Consider the following 25,314-nt stretch of genomic DNA (forward strand, 5'->3'; position numbering starts at 1 on the left):
TCCAGTCGAGTCTGTGCAGCTGCACAAAGTGCGCAAGTCCGAGCAATTGCAGCGCGAATCTGCCAGGCAGGTGCACGGCTGAGGGGGAAAGACATGCAATCCGTTCTGGATGCAGCCTTGGTGCTGGGCCTTGGAGCCCTGCTTATCTCGGGCCGTCTGTCGACGGCCCGAAGCTTTGCCCTGTTCATCATCGCCGTGCTTGCCACCGGACGGATCGGATTTGATGAAGCCGTGGACCGCCTGGTCACGCCGGCCATCATCGCCGTGACCAGCCTGGTGATCATTGCCAATGCCCTCACCCGCATTCCCGGCCTGCCTGTGCTGTTCTTCGGAAGGCGCCGGCGCGGCCTGCGCGCCACACTCGCTCGGTTTCTCGGTCTGACGGCCGTCGCCTCTTCAGTGACACCCAACACCGCTGTTGTCGCCGCCCTGCTGGGTCCGGCTGCCCGCCGCCCGAACCTGGACCCCCACAGCCTGCTTTTGCCCTTGTCCTACATGGCGCTGGCCGGCGGCATGCTGACCCCGTTCGGAACATCGGCCAGCCTGATGGTGACCGGAGAAGCCGCGCGCCACGGCCTTGTCCTGACTGTGATGGACTTCGCCCTGCCCGGATTGGCTGTTGTCCTCGCCGTTTTCGCCGGGCTTGTACTGGCCGCCCCCATTTTGCTCAAACCACGCCGGGACACAGCGGAACTGGCCGCAGACATCTTTCATGTCGAAGCCCGGCTGGAACCGGATTCACCCCTGATCGGGAAGGCAGTCAGCGCCAACAGGTTGCGCCATCTGCACAGTTTCTTTCTTGCGGAAGTGGTGCGCGGCGACCGCCTCATCACCCCGGTCTATCCCGGCCTCGTCCTGCTGGAAGGTGACCGGCTGATCTTTGTCGGCGATGTCAGCCATATCGACGAGCTGCAATCCATTCCCGGCCTGACGATCAATCCGGAGGCCCGGTCCGGCCCACCGGGCGAACTCTTCCACGCCGTCATCAGCGCGCAGAGCCTGTTGCGCGGCAAGACGCTGCGCGAAGCCGATTTCCGGGCCCGCTTCAATGCCTCGGTGATGGCGGTCCGGCGGGCCGAAGGGCGCCTGTCCGGCAAGCTGGGCGATATCCGGCTGCGTAGCGGGGATGTGCTCATCCTGGCCGCCGGACCGGATTTCGGCAGCCGGGACAATGTCCGGCCGAACCTGCACATTCTAGACACGGACAATCCCGCATCGCAGCCCATGCGGCCCCGCGACGCTTGGGCCCTCAGCCTGTCCTTCCTGGTTTTCCTGGGCATCGCCCTGAGTCAGGTGATCCCCTTCCACATCGCCGCCATGGGACTGGCCACTGTCACGGTCGGACTGAATTGGGCTTCGCCGCGCGAGGTCAGGCGCACCTTCCCCTTCGACCTCATCATCGCACTCTGGGGAGCGGTGCTGCTGAGCCTGTTGCTGGAACGATCCGGCGCGGCCGCGATCGCCGGCACTTTCATCGGACAGATCACGACAGGTCTGCCCCCTGTCTTCGCCCTCGCCGCGATCTTCCTGTTCGCCTGGGGAATGACGGAGCTGTTCTCCAATGCGAGCGCGGCTCTCACCGCCCTGCCCATCGGACTGGCCACCGCCACCCAGCTGGGATTGCCGGGTGAAGCCTTCGCCCTGGCTTGCGCCTTCGGTGCCAGCGCCAGCTTTCTGATGCCCTTTGGCTATCAAACCCACCTCATGGTGCTCACACCGGGGCAATATCGGCTTTCTGACTTCCTTCTGCTCGGCGGGTCTGTCTTTATCGCCTATGCCGTGGCCTCATTGAGCGCACTTTCCCTGATTTACCTCTAGACGAAGAGTACAGTCCCATGCCCGCACTCGACGACAAAAACGCCGTCGCCTTCGAATTCGCCCGGATCTGCAGCCTGGCCAGCGTCAAGATCATGGAGATCTATGAAACCGACTTCGAAACGCGCGGGAAGGATGACCGCTCGCCGGTGACCGATGCGGACGAGCTGGCCGAGGCCATCATCCTGGCCGAGCTGGAAACCGCCTTCCCCGGCACTCCCGTCCTGGCCGAAGAGAGTTTCGCAGCCGGCTTCCGGCCGAAAACCGATGGGGCCTTCATCCTTGTCGACCCGGTCGACGGCACGAAGGAATTCATCAACAAGAATGGCGAGTTCACGGTGAATATCGCGCTGGTGGAAAACCGGGCCCCGACTGCGGGCTGTGTCTATGCCCCCGCCCGTGAGCGCATTTTCATGGGCGGCACCCAAGCCTGGGCCGGACCGCTGAAAGCCGGGGAAAGCGTGTCCCGGGACGCGCTGGACGCGATCACCACACGGCCCCGTCCGGAAGGCGGCATGACCGCCGTGATGAGCCGCTCCCATGCGGACGAGAAAACCATGTCCTTTGCCGAAGCCCAGGGTGTGACCGAGAAGGTCTCCGCGGGGTCCTCGCTGAAATTCTGCCTCGTCGCCGAAGGTAGCGCCGACGTCTATCCGCGCTTCGGTCCGACCAAGGAATGGGACACCGGAGCCGGTCACGCCGTGCTCAATGCAGCCGGTGGCTGCGTCCTGACGCCGGAAGGCACCCCCTTCCTCTACGCCAAGGAAGACACCGAATACCTCAACGGCGCTTTCGTCGCCTGGGGAAAGACGGGCTAGGTCAGTCCTGCTGGACCCATAAAAAAGGCCGGGCATCCCCGGCCTTTTTCATTTCTGTCCTGTGAGGACTACCCCAGCCGTCCCAGCTCCCGCAGCTTGGCGATCACCTGATCAGCGGCTTCCTCGGCAGAAATCGAGGTTGTATCGACACGAATTTCCGGTGATTCCGGCGCCTCATACGGGCTGTCGAAACCGGTGAAATTCTTGATCTCGCCAGCCTGCGCCTTCTTGTAGAGACCTTTCGGGTCGCGCTCCATGCAGACTTCCAGAGGCGTATCGACGAAGACTTCGATGAACTCACCTTCGTCCACAAGCTCGCGAACCATGCGGCGTTCGGAGCGGAAGGGCGAGATGAAAGAACAGGTCACCAGGAGACCGGCATCCACAAAGAGTTTGCCGACTTCACCGATGCGGCGGATGTTCTCGACGCGGTCTTCATCGGTGAAACCGAGATCCCGGTTGAGACCATGACGCACATTGTCACCGTCCAGCGAATAGGTGTGGTGGCCCGCCGAGGCGAGTTTGCGTTCAACGATGTTCGCGACCGTCGACTTGCCGGCGCCGGACAGGCCGGTGAACCAGAGAATGGCCGGTTTCTGGGCTTTCAGCTGGGCCCGGTCGGCCTTGGTCACATCCATGGCGTGGTGGTGGATATTGGACGCGCGGCGCAGACCGAAGCTGATCATGCCCGCACCCACCGTCTGGTTGGTGAAGCGGTCAATCAGGATGAAGGCACCCATGTCCCGGATCGTGTGATACGGGTCGAAGGCGATGGGACGGGCGGTCGACACATTGCACATGCCGATACCGTTCATCTCCAGCTTGCGGCTGGGCTTCTTTTCATAGGTGTTGATGTCGACCTTGTGCTTCAGCGCCGAAATGGTCGCCGGCGTGGTCGCCGTCCCGATCTTCAGGAGATAGGAGCGCCCCGGCAGAAGGTCATCTTCAGCCATCCAGAGGAGTTCCGCGGCGAATTGGTCCGACACTTCGGGACGTTCCTCGGCCGCAGCCAGCACATCACCGCGTGAAATGTCGATCTCATGGTTGAGCACCAGGGTAACGGCGTCACCGGCCTGGGCGATTTCCAGGTCACCATCAGCCGTCACGATGCGCTCGACATTGGCCGCCAGACCGGACTGGGACACGACAATGGCGTCGCCGGGCTTGACCTTGCCCGACACGACCGTGCCGGAATAACCCCGGAAATTCAGGTTCGGACGGTTCACCCACTGAACCGGCATGCGGAAGGGCTCACTTTCGATATCGGTCGTGATGTCGAGCTCTTCCAGGTGTTCCAGGAGCGTCGGACCCTTGTACCAGGACATGCTTTCGGAATGGCGGGTGACATTGTCGCCATAGCGCGCCGACATCGGGATCGGCGTGATGGTCTCGAAGCCCAGCTCCTCGGCATTCTTCATGTACTCGGCCACGATTTCATGGAATCGCGTCCGGCCATGTTCAACCAGGTCCATCTTGTTGACGGCCAGGACGATGTGGCGAATGCCCATCATGCGCGCGATATAGGTGTGGCGCAGGGTCTGCACGAGCACGCCCTTGCGCGCATCGATCATCATCACCGCGGCATCAGCCGTGGATGCACCCGTCGCCATGTTGCGCGTGTACTGTTCGTGGCCCGGCGTATCGGCCACCACGAATTTCCGCTTTTCCGTTGCGAAGAAGCGGTAGGCCACATCGATCGTGATGCCTTGCTCGCGCTCGGCTTCCAGACCGTCGAGGAGCAGTGCGAAGTCGATCTCGTCACCGGCGGTGCCATGCTTGCGGCTGTCGCGCTCGAGCACATTGATCTGATCTTCGAACAGCAGCTTGCTGTCATAGAGAAGGCGGCCGATCAGCGTCGACTTGCCGTCATCCACGGAACCGCAGGTCAGAAAGCGCAGCACGCCGTGCTGGCCGGACTGGGTGAGACGTTCCATGACGTCAGCGCGCGAAGTCTGCGTGTCCATCAGAAATACCCCTCGCGCTTTTTCTTCTCCATGGATCCGGCTTCGTCGTGATCGATCAGTCGGCCGGAGCGTTCAGACGTGCGGGCTGTCAGCATTTCCAGCACGATTTCCTCGAGCGTCTGGGCGCTGGATTCAACAGCGCCCGTGAGCGGATAGCAGCCGAGGGTCCGGAAGCGCACCATGCGCAGATCCGGCTTCTCGCCGTCCTGCAAGGGCAGACGTTCATCATCCACCATGATGACCTGGCCATCACGCTCCACCACCGGACGGTGGGCGGCGTAGTAGAGCGGCACAATCGGAATGTCGTCTTCCAGGATGTATTGCCAGATATCCAGCTCGGTCCAGTTGGAAAGCGGGAAGACCCGGATGGATTCGCCCTTGCGGATCTTCGTATTGTAGTTCCGCCAAAGCTCAGGCCGCTGGTTCTTCGGATCCCAGCCATGATTGGTGTCGCGGAAGGAGAAGATGCGCTCCTTCGCGCGGGATTTCTCTTCGTCCCGGCGGGCACCGCCAAAGGCCGCGTCATAGCCATGCCGGTTCATCGCCGCGCGCAGCGCTTCGGTCTTGAGCAATTGGGTGTGCAATTGCGACCCGCTGTCCCAGGGATTGACGCCGCGATCCACGGCTTCCTGGTTGATCTCGACCCGCATCTCCAGTCCGAGTGCCTCGGCCAGCGCATCGCGATAGGTGATCATGTCCCGGAACTTGAATGTCGTGTCGACATGCTGAAGCGGGAAAGGCGGACGCGACGGGTAGAAGGCCTTCAGGGCCAAGTGCAGCATGACAGCGCTGTCCTTGCCGATCGAGTACAGCATGACCGGATTGGCAAACTCGGCCGCCACCTCGCGCATGATGTGGATACTCTCCGCCTCAAGCGCCTTCAGGTGAGCCGAAAGCGGGCGCTCCCGCAGCTTTGCCGATTTGAACCGTTCGGCATAATTGCGAACGCTTTCCTGAATATCAGCCATACAACCTCCGGCGCTCGTCCATCTCATTTACGCATTTACGCGCGCGTCATAACTCTGATGGGCGATGTAGGACACGAAGATGGGAAATGCCACCCAACAATCACGTGTGTGACACAGAAGGGCACGACCGCCTCGATCCGTGCGCCTGTGCGCGAAAACCCGTCACCGCCGCGATCACGCGATTGACGTCGGCATCGGGCATATCAGGGTGCATGGGAAGCGATACGACATTCTTTGCGGCAGCTTCTGTCACCGGAAGGCCTCTCGGCGGCAGGGGATAGCCCGCATAAGGCTCATGCATGTGCAGTGGAATCGGATAGTAAATCGCACTGGGCACGCCTTGCTCGGCAAGATGAGCGCGAAACGCATCGCGACCTTCCACCTCTACCGTGTATTGGGCCCAGGTCGACTGGGCTCCCGCGATCACATGCGGACATTTGACGGCATTGCCCATGCCGGCAGCATATTTGTCGGCAACAGCCTGGCGCATCTGAATTTCTTCAGCAAAGACCTCCAACTTGGCCAGCAGGATTGCAGCTTGAATAGTGTCGAGACGAGAATTGAGGCCAATGCGCGCATATTCGTAACGCTCTTTGCCCTCACCATGAACGCGAACGGACTTCATGACGTCGAAAAGTGCATCATCCCTACAAAGCACGGCGCCACCATCGCCATACGCTCCTAATGGCTTGGCCGGATAAAAGCTCACGGTCAGTGCATCAGCCCAATGCAGGGAGGCCTTGCCATTGAGCGTGCAGCCATAGCCTTGGGCGCAGTCGGAAACGAGCTTCAGTCCGTGCTGTCGAGCGATAGGTTCCAGAGCTGGGTAGTCGGCAGGCTGACCAAACAAATCAACCGCAATCACGGCTTTCGGCGTCAGTTCGCCCGCAGATTTCACCGCCTCAATGGCCTCCGACAGGCTTTCAGGCGCCATATTATACGTGTCGGGATCGATATCGACGAAGACTGGTGACGCCCCCGCCAACACCACGACTTCCGCTGTGGAGGCGAAGGTGAAGCTGGGGACAAAGACCGCGTCGCCGGGACCAATACCCCATGCCATCAAAGGGATCAGGATGGCGTCAGTGCCGTTGGCGCAGCTGAGCGCTCGGCCAATCCCGGCAAACTCAGCCAAACGCGCTTCCAACTCGCTCACTTCGGGACCGAGAATATAGCGCCCTTCACCGAGGACTTTCATGACCGCGCTTTCAACTCGGTCCTTGATCCGAGCCTGTTGAGCCAGAAGGTCAATGAAGGGAATCATATCAGCCATGACGGAGCCGCATCCTTTGGAAGAAAGCCTGGAACAAGAAGCATTCCAGCCAGCATTCAAGCGGCTATAGCGAGTATCCTCCGCCTCATAAAGTCACGAAACATTTCGTTATTCTACCGTCACCGACTTGGCCAGATTGCGCGGCTGGTCGACGTCCGTGCCTTTGTGGACCGCGATGTAGTAGGCCAGCAATTGCACCGCCACGGCGGAAATAATCGGTGCCGTCATCGCGCCATTCACCGCAGGCAGTGACAGGACAGTATTCACTTCACCCTCCAGCTCTCGGGCGCCGACCTCGTCGGTAATTGCAATCACATTGGCACCGCGGGCACGGACTTCCTGGATAGAGGATCGCGTCTTGGAAAAGAGCGCATCATGCGGCGCAATCACCACAACATCGACACCGTCCTCAATCAGAGCAATCGGCCCGTGTTTCAGTTCGCCGGCGGCATAACCCTCGGCGTGAATATAGCTGATCTCCTTCAGCTTAAGGGCCCCCTCCAAAGCCATCGGAAACAACTCATTGCGCCCCAGATAGAGCACGATGGAAGCATGCGCGAGCTCGCTGGCCAAGGAGTCGATCTTGGATTCTGTTGCCAGCGCGCTATTCATCAGTCCAGGCAAAGCCATGAGATCAGCCACACGACTTTCTTCCGCAGCATCATCCAGCTGCCCACGCTGCACACCGGCTTGAACCGCCAGCGCTGCCAAGGCTGTCAATTGACAGGTAAAAGCCTTGGTCGACGCCACACCAATCTCTGGACCGGCTAGCGTCGGAACGACGACATCTGCTTCACGAGCCATGGAAGAATGCGGCGAATTCACAAGCGCGATTGTCTGGAGGCCAGCCTTTTTACAGAGCCGCAGCGCCTCCAATGTGTCCGCCGTTTCCCCTGACTGCGAAATAAACAAGGCCGCATCACCCGTGAGGAATGCAGGATCGCGGTAGCGAAATTCGGAGGCGATATCGACCTTCACAGGAAGCCCAGCGAGTTTTTCAAACCAATACTCAGCAACTTGCCCCGCGTAAGAGGCCGTTCCGCACCCAACGATCAGGAGGCGGTTTATCTGCGCGAAATCGACTCCATTCCGGGCTGACACTTTGCCGTCTTCCGTATCGATATACGCAGCAAGAGTTCGGCCCACGACCTCTGGCTGTTCGTAGATTTCCTTTTGCATGAAGTGGCGATGATTGCCCTTCTCTGCCATGGTGATAGACCGTGGCGCGGCCACCAGCTGGCGTTCAACGGGTTTGCCTGTGGCACTCACGATTTCAATGTTGTCAGGCCGAACGAAGACGATATCCCCCTCGTCCAGATAAACGACAGACTCGGCTTTTCCAGATATCGCCATGATATCGGAGGCCAGAAAGCCCGCCCCTGCTCCGCTGGCAGCAACCAGGGGAGCGCCTCGACGGGCCCCGAAGACAACGCCAGGCTCGCCCTCTACCATCGCAGCCAATGCAAACGCCCCGTCCAGGCGCGACAATGTGGCCAGCCAAGCTTCGCGGAGCGGCCGTCCGCTCTGGATCAGATGATCAAAGAGCGCAGCAACAACCTCAGTATCCGTGTGGCTGGAAAAGGTGCGGCCAGCTGCTACCAGTTCCGCTCTGAGCGTTTTGAAGTTCTCGATTATACCATTGTGCACCAAAGTGACGCGCCCGGCTTGGTGCGGGTGCGCATTGGCCTCATTTGGCACGCCATGCGTCGCCCAACGCGTATGCGCAATTCCTGTACTGCCTGCAATCTTCGGGTCGAGCAGAGCTTCCAAACCCACCACTTTGCCTGGCGCGCGCCAACGATGAACCCGGCCATCTTGCCCCTGCAGCGCGATTCCAGCTGAGTCATACCCCCGGTATTCGAGCCGCTTGAGCCCTTCAAGCAACAAGGTCTGGACGTTCTTTACACCTGTCCCGGCCACAATTCCGCACATGTATCGCCTCCAAGGCCCGGGCTTTAGCCGGCAATCTCTTTCAATTGTGCGCTCTGGTGCGCGTAAAAAGGCTCACCCAATTTCTGCGCCCAATTCGCCGTATCAAAACGCACTGCTGCTGCCGCAGCTATCTCATGGGATCGGTCGTTCGGCTTGTCGTCTAACACTTGGCGAAGCAATCGTGCCGCATCTTCACAATCGGGCTCCGCCCAACGATTGCCCCGACTTCGGTAAATCCCTGACCGATCCTCTACGGGAACGAGTTCAAATTCGATGCCATGATGACCCGGAAGATCTGAGAAATCCGTATTCCCTGACCAATTCGTCGCCACGACGCTAGAACCTGCCAACAGGAATTTGGCGAGCATAAGGCCGTAACCTTCGCTGCGGTGGGGCGACAAATAGACATCGCAGTTTGCGATGAGGCACTTCATGTGCCAATCCGACAGCGTTTCCGTTGCCATATGGATGCGTGGGTCCCCCCCGATCGCGTTCTCCAGAAGTCGGCGGGTTTCATTACGCCACTCCAAGCCAGAGACTTTGAGCAGAAGTATCGCATCATTTCGCCCCTCACACGCAGTCTTGAAGACCCGGATCGCGGCCAATGGATTTTTCCGGTCCATGGACGACCGAGCATCAAAAGCGTGAAGGATTATGGACTGACCACTGGGTGCGAGCTTTTTCACGAGACGGGATTCAGCTTCGACACACTGATCGAACGCATCGAGCGCATACCCGACAGGCCGAACCGGAACTTTCGCGCCTGCGCTTTGAACGGACATGGCGGTGAATGTGCTGGGCGTCCAGATTTCGTGGACAAACTGCATCCAGGGCCGCCATTCTGTCGGGAGCTGCTCAAGCTCCCAAGCCCAATACGCGATGCGCAGACGGTCACGAAGTGCCGGCCCTCCAAGGGCTGACAAAGCGAACGGGAGCTCTGGCGCATTGAGGTGAAAGATCAACGGCCCGGAGCTGTCATCTGCCGCGTGGTCGTTCTCAAACGCCCAATCCACTCGCGCACTGTTAGGTGCCAAAAGGTCCGTGAGATCCACAGCGGATGGATTGAAGCCGCTTTCGCGCATCGCGCGATAGAGCAACCGTGCGCCACTCCCAATCCCGGATGCAGAACGAAACAGGCCAACCACAGCCGGACGACCAACCAAAGTCGGCACATCGTCACGCAAACTGTGCAATTTCTGCCGTTTCAAGAAACGCAAAACCGATTGCACGGTCGACTGCATCGAATTCCCTCGCCTAGCGCCCCGGCTTATGGTTCCACCGGTCAAGTCTGCTCGCACTCGCTTCAGTTTCCGTGTTTGGGGCGCACGCTCAAGCGGAGGCTTCAGCAGAAGACAAGGCCTCCAAGACCGACTGCAGACTATCGCGCCAATGGGGCGCGCGGTACCCAAACTGCATTTCAAATCGGCTGGAGCTGAGACGGGAATTGGCAGGTCGTTTGGCCGGAGTCGGATAAGCATCGCTGGAAATGCGCTTGACCAAAGGCCGCCGCCCCATCCGTGCTTCGCTCATCTCGAAAACGGCATCGGCCAGATCAGCCCAACTCGCCTCCCCGGTACCTGCAAGATGGTATAGCCCGCCCACCCGGTCAGAAACTGGCACATGGTCGATGACAGCGAGGATGCCGTCAGCGATGTCATGCGCACTTGTTGGGCAACCAAGCTGGTCATCCACTACCCCAAGCTCTTCCCGTTCGGCGCCGACACGCAGCATCGTCTTGACGAAGTTCTTGCCATAGGGCGAGTACACCCAAGCCGTTCGCAGAATAACGGCGTTCGGCAGCCCCTCCAGCACGGCGAGCTCGCCCGCGCGCTTTGTTTTCCCATAAACACCTTGCGGGTCGGTGGGATCGTCTTCGACATAGGCGTCGGACTTGTTGCCGTCGAACACATAATCGGTCGAAATATGGATGAGCGGCAAGTCGCGTGCCGCACAGGCTTGCGCCATGGCTCCCGGCGCTCGTGCGTTGATCGCGAGCGCTGCCTCTTGATCTGTCTCTGCCTGGTCGACCGCCGTATAGGCTGCAGCATTGACGACGATCGCATTATCGGGCGCAGAAGCGATGGCCTCGGCAATAGCCTTCTCATCCATCAAATCTACGTCCGCCCGCGATAGCGCCGTGATTACATGTCCGGTTGTTGCGACTCGGTCCAGCAGGCAACGCGCCACCTGCCCGGTCGCGCCAAACATGAGAATCGTTGCCATTATTCAGCGGCACTGCTGGTCATTTGCCCGATACGCTCCAGCGTGTGGCCGCGATCCAAAATGGCTTTCCACCAGTCCTCATTGTCGAGATACCAACGCACCGTTTGCGACAGACCTTCTTCAACGCTCACAGACTGCGTCCACCCAAGTTCATTCTTGAGCTTGGTAGCATCGATTGCATAGCGGAAGTCATGGCCGGGGCGGTCCTTCACAAACTCGATCAGTCGCTCGGAGGATTCTGTCCGGCCGAGCTCGCGGTCAACGATGCCGCAAATCATTTTTACCAGTTCGAGATTGGACACTTCGGCATCACCGCCAACATTGTACAACTCTCCAATCCGGCCTTTTTCCAAGATGGTGAGAAGAGCTTCGGCGTGGTCATCCACGTAAAGCCAGTCGCGGATGTTCGCGCCATCTCCGTAGACCGGGATCGGGCTCTCGCTAAGCGCTTTCATCGTCACGACAGGAATAAGCTTCTCAGGAAACTGGTAAGGCCCGTAATTGTTCGAACAATTGGAAATGACGACCGGCAGGCCATAGGTTTGCCCCCACGCCCTAACCATCATGTCCGAAGACGCCTTGCTCGCCGAATAGGGGGAGTTCGGCTGATACCGACTTGTTTCGGTGAACAATCCATCAGGGCCCAGAGAGCCATAAACTTCATCCGTAGAGACGTGATGAAAGCGGAAACTCTCCCGACGTGCACCATCGAGCTTATCCCAATGCTCGCGGGCAGCCTGAAGCAGGTTCACAGTGCCGACCACATTCGTCTCAACGAAGGCCAGCGGGCCGTCGATAGAGCGATCAACATGGGACTCGGCAGCCAGATGCATCACGGCATCCGGGTCGTGCTTAGCGAACACCCTGGAAACGGCTTCGCCATCACAAATATCGACCTTTTCAAATGCATAACGCGGATCATCGGCAACCATTTCCACGTTTGCTGGGTTGGCAGCGTAAGTCAGGACATCGAGATTGACCACAGAAAAGCCACGCTCCTGAATCGCCCGCCGAACGACCGCTGAACCAATAAAGCCCGCGCCGCCCGTCACCAAAACCTTCATGTTAACCCCTCGCATTGTGTTGCGGCCCCAAGAACCTGATCACGCCTTGGTGGAGCCAACATAGTCGAAAGGCGACTGAAAATCTTGCCAACTTACAGCGTTGGCATCCTTCTCAGACAACACCGCCGCACTGACATCATAACCCCAATCGATACCCAACGCAGGATCGTCAAATCGCACAGCCCCGTCTGCTTTGCTCGAATAGTAGTTGTCGACCTTGTAAACGATGTGTGTATTCGCCTCCAGAGTGAGAAATCCGTGCAGAAATCCAGGGGGAACAAATATTTGCTCGCCACCTTCTGAGGTTAGCTCCGCAGAAGCAGACCGCCCAAAGGTAGGAGACCCTTTTCGAATGTCCACTACAACATCCAACACTCGGCCAGTGATAGCTCGAACAAGTTTAGCCTGAGCGAAAGGGGGTGCTTGATAATGCATGCCTCGCACGGTTCCTTTTGCTTTGGAGAATGAGTGATTGTCTTGAACAAACACTGTGCCAATCCCGGCCTCTGTAAAAGTGCGGTCATTGTAGGCTTCCGTGAAAAAGCCGCGATCATCGCCGAAACGCCGAGGCGTAAGCACAACCACACCCGGAATCGCTAACTGTTGCACGTCCATGTTCACTCCTTGCTAAAAAACAGCTCGTCGCTTAAAGCGGTGCAAATGTCAGACCGCCAATCAGGGCACCTTGGCCAAAATCGGCGCCCTAATTGACGGCCCAGACATCAAAAAGCAACCTTATGGGCGGACTTCAAGTGCGTGGTATCATTTTGGCTGGAGGAAGCGGGACACGGCTCCACCCTGTGACGATCTCCGTTTCAAAGCAATTACTACCGGTTTACGATAAGCCGATGATTTTCTATCCGCTTTCGGTGCTGATGCAGGCACAGATTCGGGATATTTTGATTATCACAACCCCGGAAGATCAAACCGCATTTAAGCGAGTATTGGGTGATGGTTCACAATGGGGCGTAACGATAGAATACGCCGTCCAACCATCACCTGACGGGTTGGCCCAAGCGTTCATTATCGGTGAGGATTTCATCGGCGCTGATAGTGTCTGCCTAGTGTTGGGCGACAATATCTTCTATGGACATGGCCTCCCAGTATTGTTGCAACGAGCAGCCAGTTATGATTCCGGTGCGACCGTGTTTGGTTATCATGTACATGACCCGGAACGCTACGGTGTCGTTGAATTTAACGATAGTGGGGCAGCAATCTCTCTAGAAGAAAAACCCTTGGCACCCAAGTCGAATTACGCGGTCACGGGGCTGTATTTCTACGACAATGATGTCATCGACATTGCGAAAAATGTCGCCCCCTCGCCCCGCGGGGAACTCGAAATCACTAGCATTAATCAAACTTATCTTGAGCGCGGCGATCTGCGTGTCGAATTAATGGGGCGCGGGTATGCCTGGCTCGACACTGGCACTCCGTCTTCCCTCGTTGAAGCCGCGGAGTACGTCCGCTTGCTCGAACAGCGCCAAGGCCTTCTGATATCATGCTTGGAAGAAATCGCGTTCAGCAACAAGTGGATCAGCTTGGAACAACTCGAAGCTCAAGGTGAGCGATTTAAAAAGTCAACATATGGCCAATACATTGGCAACATCGCTAACCAATTCAAGACTAAGTGACAACCTATACTCCAATCAAGCTTGAGCGCGTGACGCAAGATTCTTGTCGCGTAACCTGAACCAAATCGCTCAATATTTAAGGGACTCAACGAGAATCGCGACTTGTCTCCGCGTCGTAGGCGTCGAATAGTTCTCCTACGTCGCCCGTGGCTCGGATTGCCCCCTCTTCGAGCCAAATAGCCTTGTTACAATTTTCAACCAGCAGCTTCCTGCTGTGCGAGGCAAGTATCAGAACGCCTGCCTTGCCAACGAATTCAGCCATTCGTGCGGTAGCTTTAGCCTTGAAAGCCGCGTCACCGGCACTCAGCCATTCATCCAAAATAAGAATTTCTGGATCGAAGGCTGTGGCAATCGCAAAATTCAACCGCATTCGCATGCCTGCAGAATAGGTTTCGATCGGCATATCCAGAAACTCTCCAAGTTCTGAAAACTCTGCGATATCCTGTCTGCGACGCTCAATCTCGTCTCGCGACTGCCCCGCAGCCAAACCACGAAGAGTAATATTACGATGCCCCGACGCCTCTACCTGCATGCCAAGATTGATATTTATCAGGTTGGTTGAACGACCGCGAATATTTACACAGCCCTCATCGGGGGGAATAATTCCCGATAGAACTTGCAGAAGAGTGGTTTTTCCGGATCCGTTTTTGCCAATTAGCGCCAGTCGGTCACCACTTTTTGCTTCGAACGATATGTTTTCAAGCGCCTTGACTCCAAGGACCCTGCCATCATTCGCTAGAATTAGACGGTCATCATGCGGAGCATCCGAACTCATTCCCTGCACTTGCGCACGTGAATATAGCGGGAAGACGAGCGAAACATTTTCTGCAGAGACATAAGCCATTACTAAACCCACAATGGTAGTCGGCGCCGCATAATGGATGCCAAAAAGATAGCAACAACCCACCCCCCGACAGTCCAACTTGCAACGTGGTACCAGCTTTCCAATGGAACTACATCACCAAGCACTGGCGCCCGGAAGATCCTCAGGAAGTGCGTCAAAGGATTAATAGACGCGACTTGTCGAACGATCCCGGTGCGCTCTTCAAAGACCCAGAGGATTGGCGTTGTGAAAAACAAAACCCGCGTCAAGGCGCCAACCAAATGAGCAACATCCCGCCAACGCGCAGCGATTAGACCAAAAAATAGCTGAATCCAGATGGCATTTAACAAGAATACGGCCAAGGCAGGCACAGCAAGAAGCCCACTCCAATGCGGCCGCCACCCGAAAAACGCCATAATTACCAAGGCCGTGGCGATCTGAATGATGAACGGGAAAAAAGACCTCGCAATGCTCTTATAGATGTAAATCGAGTATGGCAGAGAAGAACTTTTGATCCATGTTGAGGCGCCACTGAATACCACACACCCGTCGGTTACATTCCCGATCAAAAACCCAAAGACTGCATATCCCACCGCAACATAGGCGACGAAACCACCTGATTGCATCGAAGAAAACCCGCTAAAAAACAAGGTAATTGCAAGCACGAAGATAACGTATGAGATAACGATCCAAGCGAGCCCCAAAGTGCTTCTTCGGTACCGGTGCTGGATTTCATCCCAGGCGAAGGCTCTCCAGATCGAACCCCGCTTCAGTCCTTCCCACAAATCCTCGACAGCAGATGCAATGCCGCCTTTGGTTTGTGCCGAGTAAACCTTAGTGGGCTCTGAAGCCACTGTTGCATTAGGGTGTGCATCCATAGTCACAAATAGCCCTTGCCGCTACTGATGAGGTATAACAGAAGCCAAGCTGAACAACGGCTTCTCGTTAGCGCCAACTCGGCAATGCCTTAGCGTCATTCACCCAAGGCTTGTCGAAGACGTATCCACCATTAAGGTGGGTAAGTCTCTGGGTTGCAAATGCATCCGGATACATGTGCGCCTTGGGATACGCATCCAAAGACGTGTAGTGGGTCACATATGACTTGCGGGTCAGATCGGGATTGCGCGTCTTTGTTCCTTCGTGCGCCAACCAGCCATGCCAAATCAGTACGTCACCCTTCTTGGGCAAGAATACACTCGGTTTAAGTCCAGAAAGATTGAGTTGCTGCTGGAGGTATGGCGCTAGCTCGGCCGCTGATCGCTGACTATCCGGCTCTAGAACGACACTACCATCTCCCCAGTCAAAGGGACGCACTCGTTCAGGTTTGTGAGACCCTGGATAGTAAGCCAAAGGGCCAGCGTCTGGATGAATATCTTCTAGCGGGACCCAACTCGCCGCTAAATGTGACAACTTCGACTGCGTGCGAACATAAGGGTAATCTGTGTGAACCGGTTGATTACTTCCACGCCAAAAAGTTAGTGACTGCAGCACCACTGGAGACGCTTGGAATACATGCGCCAAAAACTCGCAAACGAACTTGTTCAGACTAAGCTGACGGGCCGCCTTAGAAATATTCTCCAGACAATTGAATTTCACACCTGTGTCGGACAGGGGATTGAAGTCTATCTCCGCCAAGCGATGCCGCTGGCCACGCGACTCTATCTCCAGGTCAAATGCGCCTGGATTTCCGCACAGACTTTCGATGTCCCCCAGAAAATCATCCAGTTCATCAAAACTCACCACGCCTTCAAACGTGGCAATGCCTGTATCCATCCAGGACTCTATCTGGTGTCGCAGATCAAAATCCATCGGGCTTGGCGCTTTGGCCAGGTACGCGTCCAGGTCGAAGCCGACTCTGTCGAACAACATGGCAGATTCATGAAAATGGGTGAGATCAACGACTGCCATATCAATGCTTAAAGCTCACGACCACCTCTATGTACTCCGCTCGAATTCCCGATGAAATGTCGTCTATTTGAATAACGACAGAAGGCATGCCAGTTTCTGTCAGAATGAAAGAGGCGATATCATAGCCCCAATTCATGGTGACCAATGACCCCTCCGGGTCAACCGGGTTGCCATGGTATTCTGGCTCAAAGAAGTGCCGAATTGACCCGTCGTTCAATCTCTGTGCTCGGCGCTGGGAGGGCTTCGCCTTGTTCACGAGAGGAGCGGTAAAAACATGAGCGCCCCCCGGTTTGAGAACTCGCGCGATCTCCCTGAACGCTGCCGCCGGCTCAAAAATGTGCTCCATCACATCCTGAGAAATCATCAAATCAATGGTTGAATCAGCGAAAGTCAATCCCTCTAGATTCTCGCAACGCTCACCTCGAGTTGGATGCAGCGCCCCCGGTGCCACATCATCAAAATAGTGCGAGTAAGAATAGTTGCGACACTCTCTACCGAGCTTAAGCGACACGCCACGCCCTCCTGGGGACGACTCGTGCACAACAAGATCACGGTAGTTAGGGAAAAATTCTTGGAGAACACGCATCAATGCACGTTCACGAGGTATGGACGCGCATCCGGAACAAACCAAGTGATCCCGAAACCACTCATACTGGGACGAGAATGTCGACGGAGCGTCACAAATTGGGCAGTAGCCCTCTTGAGAGAAAACTATTTCTGTCACGCCAAATTCTCTGTCCACTAGATCCATACCAATTCGCAACAGGAAGGGCTGCCTGTGAACCCGCTTCTGCAATACGGGTTCTCTTGGCCTGATCCTGCTGCTAAGGATGCCCCGTTCGACACTAGAGCCCCCAACCTAAGCCTCCCTTTTTAAGCTAGTTATTTCAATGCCGCGATATGGAATTGTTTCGCTCTTGCAGCGCCCGAATCCCGCCAACTTCTCTGACTTTTCGCATCTGTATCAAGCGTTAGGATGCAACACTGGGAATTTGCTTTTTACAAACGCCGTTTGGCGGCAGGTCGGCGGCCAGAAAACCCGTCTCAATTTCGTTTTTGACGCCGAAAAGGCGAATGAAGAGTATGATGCGATAATCATTCCAGCCGCAAACTGGATCAACGCAAATGTCGACTTCGGTCACGTTGCCGAACCTCTCGAAAAGCTGAAAATTCCAGTCGTTATTATCGGCCTAGGGGCGCAGAATGAGGGCTACGATACGGCGATTCCGCTCAAGGATGGAACGAAACGTTTTCTTCGCGCTGTTTTCGATCGCGCCACTAGCGTCTCGGTGCGTGGCGAATTTACGCAAAACGTGCTGCACCGCCTCGGTTATCGCGATACTCGCGTGACGGGTTGCCCCTCTCTTTATTGTGACTTTCGCCAGTTTCAGTCACCACGACTAGAGACCTTCGATTTGTCTCGCTGCTTGCTTCACCCCACACGATATTCAGCAAGCCATGCGCCCTACGCCCGCGAAGCTAGCCCAAACCGGGACATCTTTCGGTTTGCTTATTCCCACCGCCTGGACCTTCTCTTCCAATCGGAACTAGAAGAACTAGCCTTGTTGCTGGGCTTTGAAAACGAACCCGAAATGCACAATGAGCGAACACTGATGCTCATCAACGAGATTTACAAATCCTCCAACTGGCAAGAGCTGTCTGAATACCTACGCCAAAAAGGCAAAACCTTCTTGGATGTAGACGCTTGGGCTGATGCCATGCCAGCGTACCAATTCGTTTATGGAACCCGGCTGCACGGCACGATCATGGCGCTGAACTCCGGAACACCCGGCATGCTACTGTATCATGACAGCCGCACACGCGAGATGGCCGAATTCGCCGGGATACCACACATCGACGCCAACAAAGCCGACATCTCAAAGCGCGGCATAAGGAAAGCCTATGAAAAACTTAACCTCTCAAAATATTACCAGAAACGGGCCAAGAATATAGATTCATACATTTCATTCTTGAAAGAAAACAACGTAGAAACGCCATTGAGTGAATAGCACCATATTTATAGGACAAATTGCCGGCGAAATCTTTTATTGCTTACTATTAATGGCCTCAAGTTTTAACTTGAAAAGACGTTCAACATATTCAGAACCACTCGCGGGATCGATGTAAGGCTTGGAGGCAAGTTCCCAATCGTCCAAATACCCAGCCCGTTTCATCGACGCGGCCAATACAGGCTTAAACAACTGGACGTCTGAATCCGTGAACCACTTATTCCAATCACCGTACGCCATTCCACGCCGAACGCGCTGGTGACTACCCTTGACCTCTGCTGGTGTTACAGGGAATCCAACATGAGTGGAAAGCCCGTCCCAACGTCCATCAATCATGTCTTCGTATCGCATTGTGTAAAAACCATCGAGGCCATCGGCATTGATAGTTGAAAGGGCATTCTCGGCCGCCATTTCCCAAGAGAAACTAAAGCCCATAATGCGACCAATTTCGGAATAGAGCTCAGACACGCTGACGCTAGATGGATCCCTCTCTTTGGACTGAATTAAATCGACAATACTCTGAACTTTTGGACCACTATCCTCAGTGAAGAAATCTCTCATTTGATACAACATTCGACTGACAATCGTATCCCTCGGATCTCTGACTATCAAAATCCTAGTACCAAAGTGATCGATAAAACCCTTGTCACTACAACGATTAAATCTCTCCATAAGCATTTTCACAACACAGGGATGACTGAAACTACCCCTGATGTCTGCCTCAGTCCGAGGTTCAAATACGCCTTTATAGGGACCGAAGATTCTCTCGGCGCTAGATTTGAGCGAGTAATACAGTAGCGTGGTTCCTGTCTTCGCCGTCCCCATAATAAAAATACTTTTAGGATCTTTAGAACTCATCTCAATCCCCTACCATTTCCGCAAGCAAAAACCTAAACAACTTCTCATGCTCTACGGACCATCCGGCCCAGTCAACACCACGCATGGTCTTAGTCAAAGGCATCCGCTGCTCTACGTGCTTAGATGCCAGATCCAAAATCACTTTCTTCAACGCCTCAACATCTCCCGTGGGGTAAGAAATGTGAGGGAATTGCGGGACAACACCGATTTCGGGAGCGATGCTCATTGTTCCACATGCCAAGGCTTCCATAAATGGAACGGGCCCTCCCTCGAGGCGGCTAGGAACGAGCAGATAGTCAACTGCGCGATAGAAATCAGCAGGGTCATCAAATGACCAAACGGGCGACTCCCAGCCTTCCTTCGCAGCCACGATCCTTACATGCTTCACGACCTCGGGATCGCTTTGCAGTGACTTGATGATGTCTTCTCCCTTGCGGCCACCAGGGTAGACGCGTCCGACTACGCCTAGAGTCAACAGAGGCTGAAAGTGAACATCGGCACCGACGACAATTACCGAGATTTTGTCGTCGGGCACGCCCATACCGCGCAGAACATCGGCGGTTGCCTCGGAAACGGCAATGCAGTGGTCGACCTCATGCGCCACTTGCTCAAACTTGTCGGCAAGGTGATCGGGATCGTAGTGAGTGAAGTTAGCTACTGTAATCCCGTGCTTTGGCTTCGCCCGAAAATATCCGTAGTTAATGTAGTAGTGGATTTCCGCGTCGGACCAATCCTGATTGATGCGGACATTTTTTTCACCAAAGTGACGCTGAATCTCGGCGGCCTTGCGATGCATTATCCAACCGGGCTTTTCTGTGACAATGCGCACTTTGGGTCGACGCACTTCCGTCAACTGGCACCCCGCCTTTTCACGCCGCGAATAGGACAAGATTCGTTCCATATCCTCAGCTGGCGTCTTAGTCTCGCCGGTTTTCTTTCGCGTTGCGTTCTCGACATGCACCGCGGTCGCGGTGGCGACATATAGTATTTCTCGGTCAAATCGCTCCCGATAGGACAAGTTCAGAGCAATGTCTTCACCACAAACGTTGAAGGCCTCATCAAAACGCACGGCATTGAACTCTGCTGCCCGCATCATGATGAAGGCACCCGTTACACAAGGCACAAACTCATCAGCAGCAATACTAGGATCGTCCCACTTAACCTGGTGCTTTAGACGGTGAAACGGTTTGCCATGTTCGTCAAAAAATACGCCAGCATGTTGAAGGCGGTCATCCTGGTAACGCAAATTGATGCCTACCATTCCGACTGTCGGGTCTTTAATTGCACACAGCGCCGAGCGAATGGCACCTTCGTCTGCGATCACGTCATCATTGAGGAACAGCAAGTATCGCCCACGCGCCTTAGCAGCTAAACCATTATTATTTCGGGCAAAATTATAAGGTCGCTGCTCAATAAGACGAAAGTCCATTCCGGCTGGAATATCTATGTCATTTGCGGATTCTGTGTCTCCATTCCAAGAGCACAATACTTCGAACGGAGCAGACAAACGTTCGCGATTAATGGTCTGCAGGACGCGACTCATATTTTCAGGCGTACGTGAGATCACCAGAATTGAAAGTTGATGAGAGTAAGCCTCCGGCGCAACATCATCAGCCGGACTCCGAGGATCTGATTGATGTGATGGGCGCCCTTCTTTGGTTGCCAGCAAGCGGCGGTAGACCCCCTCATACGCGGCTAACATTTGCTCGTAATTATTCAACACCTTCAAACGGTCATGCGCGGCCCGCGCAAAGTTAGCGCGACGCTCATCATCATTCACAAACGAGCCGATATGGCTGGCAAGTTCATCTGCATCACCCTCTTCATAGAAGAGAGCGCTTTCGCCATCTACCAACTGCTCCTTCACGCCAAAACAGGGAGTAGATACGACGGCCAAACCAAACTCCATCGCCTCCAATACAACACGGGGATAACTTTCAATCCTGGAGCTAAGAACAAATACATCCGACGCCTTGTACAGTTCCGCGACAGACTTCCGCTGCTCATCGGACCGTGACTCTTCAATCGCTATCGTGCGAATTCCTTGCGCCTCCAGCGCTTCCATTTCGCTCCGTACAGTTCTTGAATATTCGCTGGCGTTAAGACCAACGATTGCCAAGACGACTCGGGACTTCGCCTTGTCATCAAGTCTGGCGATGGCAGCGGTAATATCCTGCTGCCCTTTGCGCGGGATCACGGTTCCCACGCAGAGGACAACTACATCGTCGTCTTCTATCCCGTAGGATTTTCGTATGCTCCTTCGATCAGCCGAGTGCACAAATTTCTTCAGCCGGTCAGCATCAATACCATTCAGAATAGTCTGGCTTTGAGCCACCCCCTGCAGTTTGGGCAGCCACAACTTTCGAGTCGCGTCAGCGACAAACACGACAGTCGAAACCTTATCGAATGCCGAATAAGCCATCTCCCTTAAATCTTCGCTCAAATAATCATAGTAGGTTTCAGGGTCTTCACTTTCCCTGACATTCCAAACCGATGGAATTCCGGCACGATCCGCGGCCAAGATACAGTGAAAATTCTGAAGCGTATTGACGTGGACGACGCTTGCATTGATTTCCTTATATAAATCCGCAAGCTTTTGAATGAACCCGTCACGCAAAGACGCGTCTTTCATGCGATTTTGAGACACGCCATGCGCGACAAATTGGATACCCTCACGATCGTAAAGCTCTGACAACGGGCCAGGCTCATTAGCCATCAGGACCGGCTGGAAGTGCCGACGAGAGTGGACACCTTTGGCAATCTCAAAAAGGCTGTTGGGTGCACCCTGCAATTTGAGATTGTGACTCTCGTACACCACAACGGGGCAGCCTATCGCCGCGCCCAAATTGGGTTGCCCTGGCTTGGATTTGGGGTCCACCATCGGAACCGCTGTCCGGCCCTCATAACGTCCGGTGTGGATGTAGTGCGCCAACGGGTTCAGCTTAGCGCGCTCGATGTCGTCATTTTCTTCAAGATAGAACTGGGTGTCAAAACGCTCCGATGTCGCGCGCCCTTCTTTCCATCCGTGGCTCAAATAGTGCACCAGCGGGTTTATTCCGGCTTTGGCAACGTCCTGATGGCTTTTCAGATACCACCGGACATCAAAATAAGCGGACGGGTTTCGGTTTTCTTTCCAGCCCAGTTCTACAAAGTGAACCAACGGGTTCAAACCTGAAGCAGCCACGTCTGGGTACTCGTTGAGATACCAAGCGGCATCGAACAACGGATGAGGCGAGCTTTTTTCTGCGGCTCCATATTGGAGGTAATGGGCCAGCGGGTTCGCCCGCGCTGCCGCCGCATCACCACAGTGGTCCAAGTACCATTTCGCATCAAACAAGGGATGCGTAGCGACCCCCTTGCCAAGGCCTTTTATGATGAAGTGCTTTAGGGGATTTTCATCAGCACGAAGACCTGCAGCTTTTGAGTAAGCGTCAGGATCGAACAAGGGGTTGGGCCAACGACGCTCGCCCCCTCCGGAACACACGTAGTGTACCAATGGATTCACCCCAGCCCGGGCAACGTCATCATATCGAGACAAATACCATTTCGCGTCGAATAGCGGGTGCGGCTGCCTGTGCTCAATGGCGCCTCGCGCCAAGTAATGAGCCAGAGGATTCACATTTCGCTCGGCCAAGTCTGTATATTGTTCCAGATACCACTTCCCATCGAATAGGGGATGAGGGGCAAAACCTTGTTTTGCTCCCTCTAAAATATAGTGCTCAAGCGCGCCAGCAATACCCGACAATCCAGCCTGAACTTTGTACCACTTCGGATCAAAAAGAGGGTTCGGCGTACGCCCTTCCGCAGCACCCGCAGAAAGATAGTGTGCCAGCGGGTTAATCCCCGCTGTGACAACGTCTGGATTTCGCTCCAAGTACCAGCTGCTGTCAAACAAGGGATGCGGGTTTCGCATCTCTTTTGCCCCGGCTCCCACATAGTGAACAAGAGGATTAAAGCCGGCCTCTGCTACGTCCGGATAAGCGTCAAGATACGCATCATTGTCGAACAAGGGAGACGGATTTCGTCCTTCAGCCCATCCAATGCGCAAGTAGTGCGCAATCGCAGTGGCTTCGTCTGCACCCACATCAGGATTGCTTCGGATGTAGTATTCAGCGTCAAAAATTAACGCAATATCCGCCGAGACGCCTTTCTCCCTAAACTCGGAAAAACGGTTCACAACGCCAACCACCGCGCTCATATTGCCCCCTAGTGTGCTCCTGGCACGAAAACTCCGCGAGCCACAAATCGTACTCCCAAGCACGCTGCAGCCCGATGACATCCAAATGGACCGGAAACGCGTTTGTCCATATGAATAAACATGTCGGCGTGCAAGGGAGGCAGCCAGAAAGATACGGCCGATATTAGAGGCTCGACACAACCACTCTCTACCCGCTGCGGCAAGCCCACTAAAATTGAAAGCAGGCTGCACACCACCGAGCGCCAAAAAACAAAAAACCCGAACCCATTGAAACTAATGAAGTTAATCTATTTCACAATTTGCTCGAAGAACTACCTTGCGTTCGCACTTACGCTCCGGGCTTCGGTTCTGAAAGCCCACCCAGAGACTAGTTTTCGAATTTTTCTGGCCGACTCACCCTTAGACGGGATTCCGCCCTGCGACGGAATAATTCCTGCAGAAGAACTAAGCTTGGGTGATTTCGACGACATGACCTTTCGCTACACGGTCATGGAGTTCAACACCGCGATAAAGCCGTTTTGTTTTAAGCATTTATTCGACACCGAAGGCGCGGACGCTGCAGTCTATCTTGATCCCGACATAAAGGTTTATAGACCTCTCGAGCATGTCACGTCGGCGTTGGTTAATGGCGCTGCAGCAATTGTAACCCCCCATCTTACCGAACCCCTGAAAGATGATGGCAAGCTGCCAACCGATTTTGAGATCCTGCGCTCGGGCACTTACAATCTCGGTTTTGCTGCATTCTCTAACACGGACAACGTCAGACGATTCCTTGATTGGTGGGCTGGGAAATGCCGGACGGATTGCCTCGTCGATCTTTCTCAAGGACTGTTTGTCGACCAGAAATTCGCTGAATTCATACCAAGCTTCGTCGAGAATACCGTGATCCTCCGGCATCCCGGTTACAATGCTGCATATTGGAATCTATCGCACCGCCGGATTTCAAAAAATGGCGATACCTTCTTCGCCGGTGATCAAAAGCTGTACTTTTTCCACTTCTCTGGGGTGACACCGGACGAAGGTCGGGTGTTCTCGAAGCATCAGAATCGCATACAGCCGGACCACACTCCAGACCTGAAACAATTGCTGCAATCGTACTTAGAAAACCTCAAAGCCAACGGACACCGGGAGTGGTCAACGGTGAGTTACGCATTCAACTTTCTGGCGAACGGAGACCCAATCCCCCCCGAAGTTCGTCGATTGTACATTCGTGCAAAAAAATCAGGTCGACGGGCACTACCATTCCAAATTAATTACCAGCAATTGCAGCAACTCGCACCCGACGTGGACCAAGACTTCCACGCTCCCATAACTGTGTTCATGTTGGAGGTTTGGCGGTCTCGCCCAGATATCCAAACAGCTTTTTCACTTGCCAGTAGCGCTAGCCGTGCGGCTTTCTATGATTGGTTTGTCAACCATGGAATCCATGAGCACAAAGTTCCCGTTAAATTGGCTAGCCCCGCTCCGGGTCCGGTGCGGCGGCCGCTCAGAAAACGCCTGCATACTTTGCTCGCTCGACGCCTGCGCTCACTCAAAAACATGTTGCGCAAGGTCATTTAGCCAACCAAGGAATCGATAAGGGGTACCGACAGCACATCAGTTGCATCAATTGCAAGGATACGCCATGAGGTTACGGTGGAATCCCTAATGTTTGCCGTCGTCAAAATGAGTTCCGAATTCAATGCGCACGCCTAAGCCTACAGCCACAAATCGCCCCAAGAAAAAAAGCGCATCCTCGGCTTCGACGAAGGGTTCGGACAAGACCAATCAAAGGTCACCCAAGGCCGAAACAAAGTCACGCACTCAATCCAACGAGGCGGCAGAAGCAGC

The 25,314-nt window shown here is 55.0% G+C and carries 19 protein-coding genes; 5 read left to right on the forward strand and 14 right to left on the reverse strand.

What is annotated here, in order from left to right; translation table 11 throughout:
• Nucleotides 1-93 precede the first annotated feature (93 nt).
• A complete protein-coding gene (locus I0K07_RS12320) occupies nucleotides 94-1,818 on the forward strand; it encodes an SLC13 family permease (protein ID WP_203293856.1) in 1,725 nt (574 codons plus the stop codon).
• A gap of 17 nt (nucleotides 1,819-1,835) precedes the next feature.
• Nucleotides 1,836-2,633 carry a 3'(2'),5'-bisphosphate nucleotidase CysQ gene (gene cysQ / locus I0K07_RS12325; RefSeq protein WP_203293858.1) on the forward strand — a complete coding sequence of 266 codons (798 nt, stop codon included), beginning with the start codon at nucleotides 1,836-1,838 and terminating at the stop codon, nucleotides 2,631-2,633.
• A 68-nt stretch (nucleotides 2,634-2,701) separates the two neighbouring features.
• Here cysQ and cysN read toward each other — a convergent pair whose 3' ends face one another.
• The 8 genes from cysN to rfbC all read right to left on the reverse strand — a co-directional run bounded on the left by cysN (nucleotide 2,702) and on the right by rfbC (nucleotide 12,672).
• On the reverse strand, nucleotides 2,702-4,597 hold the full coding sequence (gene cysN / locus I0K07_RS12330) for a sulfate adenylyltransferase subunit CysN (protein WP_203293860.1): 1,896 nt from the start codon (nucleotides 4,595-4,597) through the stop codon (nucleotides 2,702-2,704).
• Nucleotides 4,597-5,565 (reverse strand): sulfate adenylyltransferase subunit CysD, encoded by a 969-nt coding sequence (cysD, locus tag I0K07_RS12335; RefSeq protein WP_203293862.1) that lies wholly within the window; start codon nucleotides 5,563-5,565, stop codon nucleotides 4,597-4,599. The genes cysN and cysD overlap by 1 nt, the downstream gene beginning before the upstream one ends.
• A 100-nt stretch (nucleotides 5,566-5,665) precedes the next feature.
• Nucleotides 5,666-6,838, reverse strand: a complete 1,173-nt coding sequence (locus I0K07_RS12340) for a DegT/DnrJ/EryC1/StrS family aminotransferase (RefSeq protein ID WP_203293864.1) — start codon at nucleotides 6,836-6,838, stop codon at nucleotides 5,666-5,668.
• A 108-nt stretch (nucleotides 6,839-6,946) separates the two neighbouring features.
• Nucleotides 6,947-8,770 carry a glutamine--fructose-6-phosphate transaminase (isomerizing) gene (gene glmS, locus I0K07_RS12345; protein WP_203293866.1) on the reverse strand — a complete coding sequence of 608 codons (1,824 nt, stop codon included), beginning with the start codon at nucleotides 8,768-8,770 and terminating at the stop codon, nucleotides 6,947-6,949.
• A 23-nt stretch (nucleotides 8,771-8,793) separates the two neighbouring features.
• Entirely contained in the window at nucleotides 8,794-10,011 is a 1,218-nt protein-coding gene (locus I0K07_RS12350; RefSeq protein WP_203293868.1) for a glycosyltransferase family protein, read from the reverse strand.
• Nucleotides 10,012-10,099: 88 nt separating this feature from the next.
• The gene (gene rfbD, locus I0K07_RS12355) at nucleotides 10,100-10,993 is read right to left on the reverse strand and encodes a dTDP-4-dehydrorhamnose reductase (protein WP_203293870.1); all 894 of its coding nucleotides are present in this window, start codon (nucleotides 10,991-10,993) and stop codon (nucleotides 10,100-10,102) included.
• The gene (gene rfbB, locus I0K07_RS12360; protein ID WP_203293872.1) at nucleotides 10,993-12,057 is read right to left on the reverse strand and encodes a dTDP-glucose 4,6-dehydratase; all 1,065 of its coding nucleotides are present in this window, start codon (nucleotides 12,055-12,057) and stop codon (nucleotides 10,993-10,995) included. Before rfbB ends, rfbD begins: the two co-directional genes overlap by 1 nt.
• Before the next feature lie 39 nt (nucleotides 12,058-12,096).
• Nucleotides 12,097-12,672, reverse strand: coding sequence for a dTDP-4-dehydrorhamnose 3,5-epimerase (gene rfbC / locus I0K07_RS12365; protein WP_203293874.1), 576 nt, complete (start codon nucleotides 12,670-12,672; stop codon nucleotides 12,097-12,099).
• 137 nt (nucleotides 12,673-12,809) lie between these two features.
• Here rfbC and rfbA point away from each other — a divergent pair, with 137 nt between their 5' ends.
• Nucleotides 12,810-13,688: a glucose-1-phosphate thymidylyltransferase RfbA gene (gene rfbA / locus I0K07_RS12370; protein WP_203294025.1), complete on the forward strand. Its 879-nt coding sequence runs from the start codon at nucleotides 12,810-12,812 to the stop codon at nucleotides 13,686-13,688.
• An 85-nt stretch (nucleotides 13,689-13,773) separates the two neighbouring features.
• On the opposite strand, the gene I0K07_RS12375 is transcribed toward rfbA, so the two are convergent.
• From I0K07_RS12375 to I0K07_RS16000, 4 genes are all read right to left on the reverse strand, one after another.
• Complete coding sequence (locus I0K07_RS12375; protein ID WP_238934826.1) at nucleotides 13,774-14,532, reverse strand: ABC transporter ATP-binding protein; 759 nt, start codon at nucleotides 14,530-14,532, stop codon at nucleotides 13,774-13,776.
• A gap of 2 nt (nucleotides 14,533-14,534) precedes the next feature.
• Complete coding sequence (locus tag I0K07_RS12380; RefSeq protein WP_203293876.1) at nucleotides 14,535-15,389, reverse strand: ABC transporter permease; 855 nt, start codon at nucleotides 15,387-15,389, stop codon at nucleotides 14,535-14,537.
• A gap of 67 nt (nucleotides 15,390-15,456) precedes the next feature.
• The gene (locus I0K07_RS12385) at nucleotides 15,457-16,419 is read right to left on the reverse strand and encodes a phytanoyl-CoA dioxygenase family protein (protein ID WP_203293878.1); all 963 of its coding nucleotides are present in this window, start codon (nucleotides 16,417-16,419) and stop codon (nucleotides 15,457-15,459) included.
• Between the two features lies 1 nt (nucleotide 16,420).
• Nucleotides 16,421-16,930: a methyltransferase domain-containing protein gene (locus I0K07_RS16000; RefSeq protein WP_203293880.1), complete on the reverse strand. Its 510-nt coding sequence runs from the start codon at nucleotides 16,928-16,930 to the stop codon at nucleotides 16,421-16,423.
• Between the two features lie 379 nt (nucleotides 16,931-17,309).
• Between I0K07_RS16000 and I0K07_RS12395 the strand changes: the two genes are divergently transcribed.
• Nucleotides 17,310-18,428: a polysaccharide pyruvyl transferase family protein gene (locus I0K07_RS12395; protein ID WP_203293882.1), complete on the forward strand. Its 1,119-nt coding sequence runs from the start codon at nucleotides 17,310-17,312 to the stop codon at nucleotides 18,426-18,428.
• A 36-nt stretch (nucleotides 18,429-18,464) separates the two neighbouring features.
• On the opposite strand, the gene I0K07_RS12400 is transcribed toward I0K07_RS12395, so the two are convergent.
• Nucleotides 18,465-19,286 carry a hypothetical protein gene (locus tag I0K07_RS12400; RefSeq protein WP_203293884.1) on the reverse strand — a complete coding sequence of 274 codons (822 nt, stop codon included), beginning with the start codon at nucleotides 19,284-19,286 and terminating at the stop codon, nucleotides 18,465-18,467.
• Nucleotide 19,287: 1 nt separating this feature from the next.
• Nucleotides 19,288-23,484 (reverse strand): glycosyltransferase, encoded by a 4,197-nt coding sequence (locus I0K07_RS12405; protein ID WP_203293886.1) that lies wholly within the window; start codon nucleotides 23,482-23,484, stop codon nucleotides 19,288-19,290.
• A 120-nt stretch (nucleotides 23,485-23,604) separates the two neighbouring features.
• Here I0K07_RS12405 and I0K07_RS12410 point away from each other — a divergent pair, with 120 nt between their 5' ends.
• Nucleotides 23,605-25,044, forward strand: coding sequence for a hypothetical protein (locus tag I0K07_RS12410; RefSeq protein ID WP_203293888.1), 1,440 nt, complete (start codon nucleotides 23,605-23,607; stop codon nucleotides 25,042-25,044).
• The last annotated feature ends 270 nt before the right edge of the window (nucleotides 25,045-25,314 follow it).

The organism is Maricaulis parjimensis (assembly GCF_016817355.1).
GTDB classification, from domain to species: domain Bacteria; phylum Pseudomonadota; class Alphaproteobacteria; order Caulobacterales; family Maricaulaceae; genus Maricaulis; species Maricaulis parjimensis.

Bases quoted from the DNA above. Each gene is read 5' to 3' on its own strand.
- rfbC (WP_203293874.1), bottom strand. From the start codon at position 12,672: ATGGACGTGCAACAGTTAGCGATTCCGGGTGTGGTTGTGCTTACGCCT.
- cysD (WP_203293862.1), bottom strand. From the start codon at position 5,565: ATGGCTGATATTCAGGAAAGCGTTCGCAATTATGCCGAACGGTTCAAA.
- I0K07_RS12405 (WP_203293886.1), bottom strand. From the start codon at position 23,484: ATGAGCGCGGTGGTTGGCGTTGTGAACCGTTTTTCCGAGTTTAGGGAG.
- I0K07_RS12350 (WP_203293868.1), bottom strand. From the start codon at position 10,011: ATGCAGTCGACCGTGCAATCGGTTTTGCGTTTCTTGAAACGGCAGAAA.
- glmS (WP_203293866.1), bottom strand. From the start codon at position 8,770: ATGTGCGGAATTGTGGCCGGGACAGGTGTAAAGAACGTCCAGACCTTG.
- rfbB (WP_203293872.1), bottom strand. From the start codon at position 12,057: ATGAAGGTTTTGGTGACGGGCGGCGCGGGCTTTATTGGTTCAGCGGTC.
- I0K07_RS12395 (WP_203293882.1), top strand. From the start codon at position 17,310: ATGCCGCGATATGGAATTGTTTCGCTCTTGCAGCGCCCGAATCCCGCC.
- I0K07_RS12380 (WP_203293876.1), bottom strand. From the start codon at position 15,389: ATGGATGCACACCCTAATGCAACAGTGGCTTCAGAGCCCACTAAGGTT.
- cysN (WP_203293860.1), bottom strand. From the start codon at position 4,597: ATGGACACGCAGACTTCGCGCGCTGACGTCATGGAACGTCTCACCCAG.
- I0K07_RS12375 (WP_238934826.1), bottom strand. From the start codon at position 14,532: ATGGCTTATGTCTCTGCAGAAAATGTTTCGCTCGTCTTCCCGCTATAT.
- I0K07_RS12320 (WP_203293856.1), top strand. From the start codon at position 94: ATGCAATCCGTTCTGGATGCAGCCTTGGTGCTGGGCCTTGGAGCCCTG.
- I0K07_RS12410 (WP_203293888.1), top strand. From the start codon at position 23,605: ATGTCGGCGTGCAAGGGAGGCAGCCAGAAAGATACGGCCGATATTAGA.
- I0K07_RS12400 (WP_203293884.1), bottom strand. From the start codon at position 19,286: ATGAGTTCTAAAGATCCTAAAAGTATTTTTATTATGGGGACGGCGAAG.
- I0K07_RS12385 (WP_203293878.1), bottom strand. From the start codon at position 16,419: ATGGCAGTCGTTGATCTCACCCATTTTCATGAATCTGCCATGTTGTTC.
- I0K07_RS12340 (WP_203293864.1), bottom strand. From the start codon at position 6,838: ATGGCTGATATGATTCCCTTCATTGACCTTCTGGCTCAACAGGCTCGG.
- rfbD (WP_203293870.1), bottom strand. From the start codon at position 10,993: ATGGCAACGATTCTCATGTTTGGCGCGACCGGGCAGGTGGCGCGTTGC.
- cysQ (WP_203293858.1), top strand. From the start codon at position 1,836: ATGCCCGCACTCGACGACAAAAACGCCGTCGCCTTCGAATTCGCCCGG.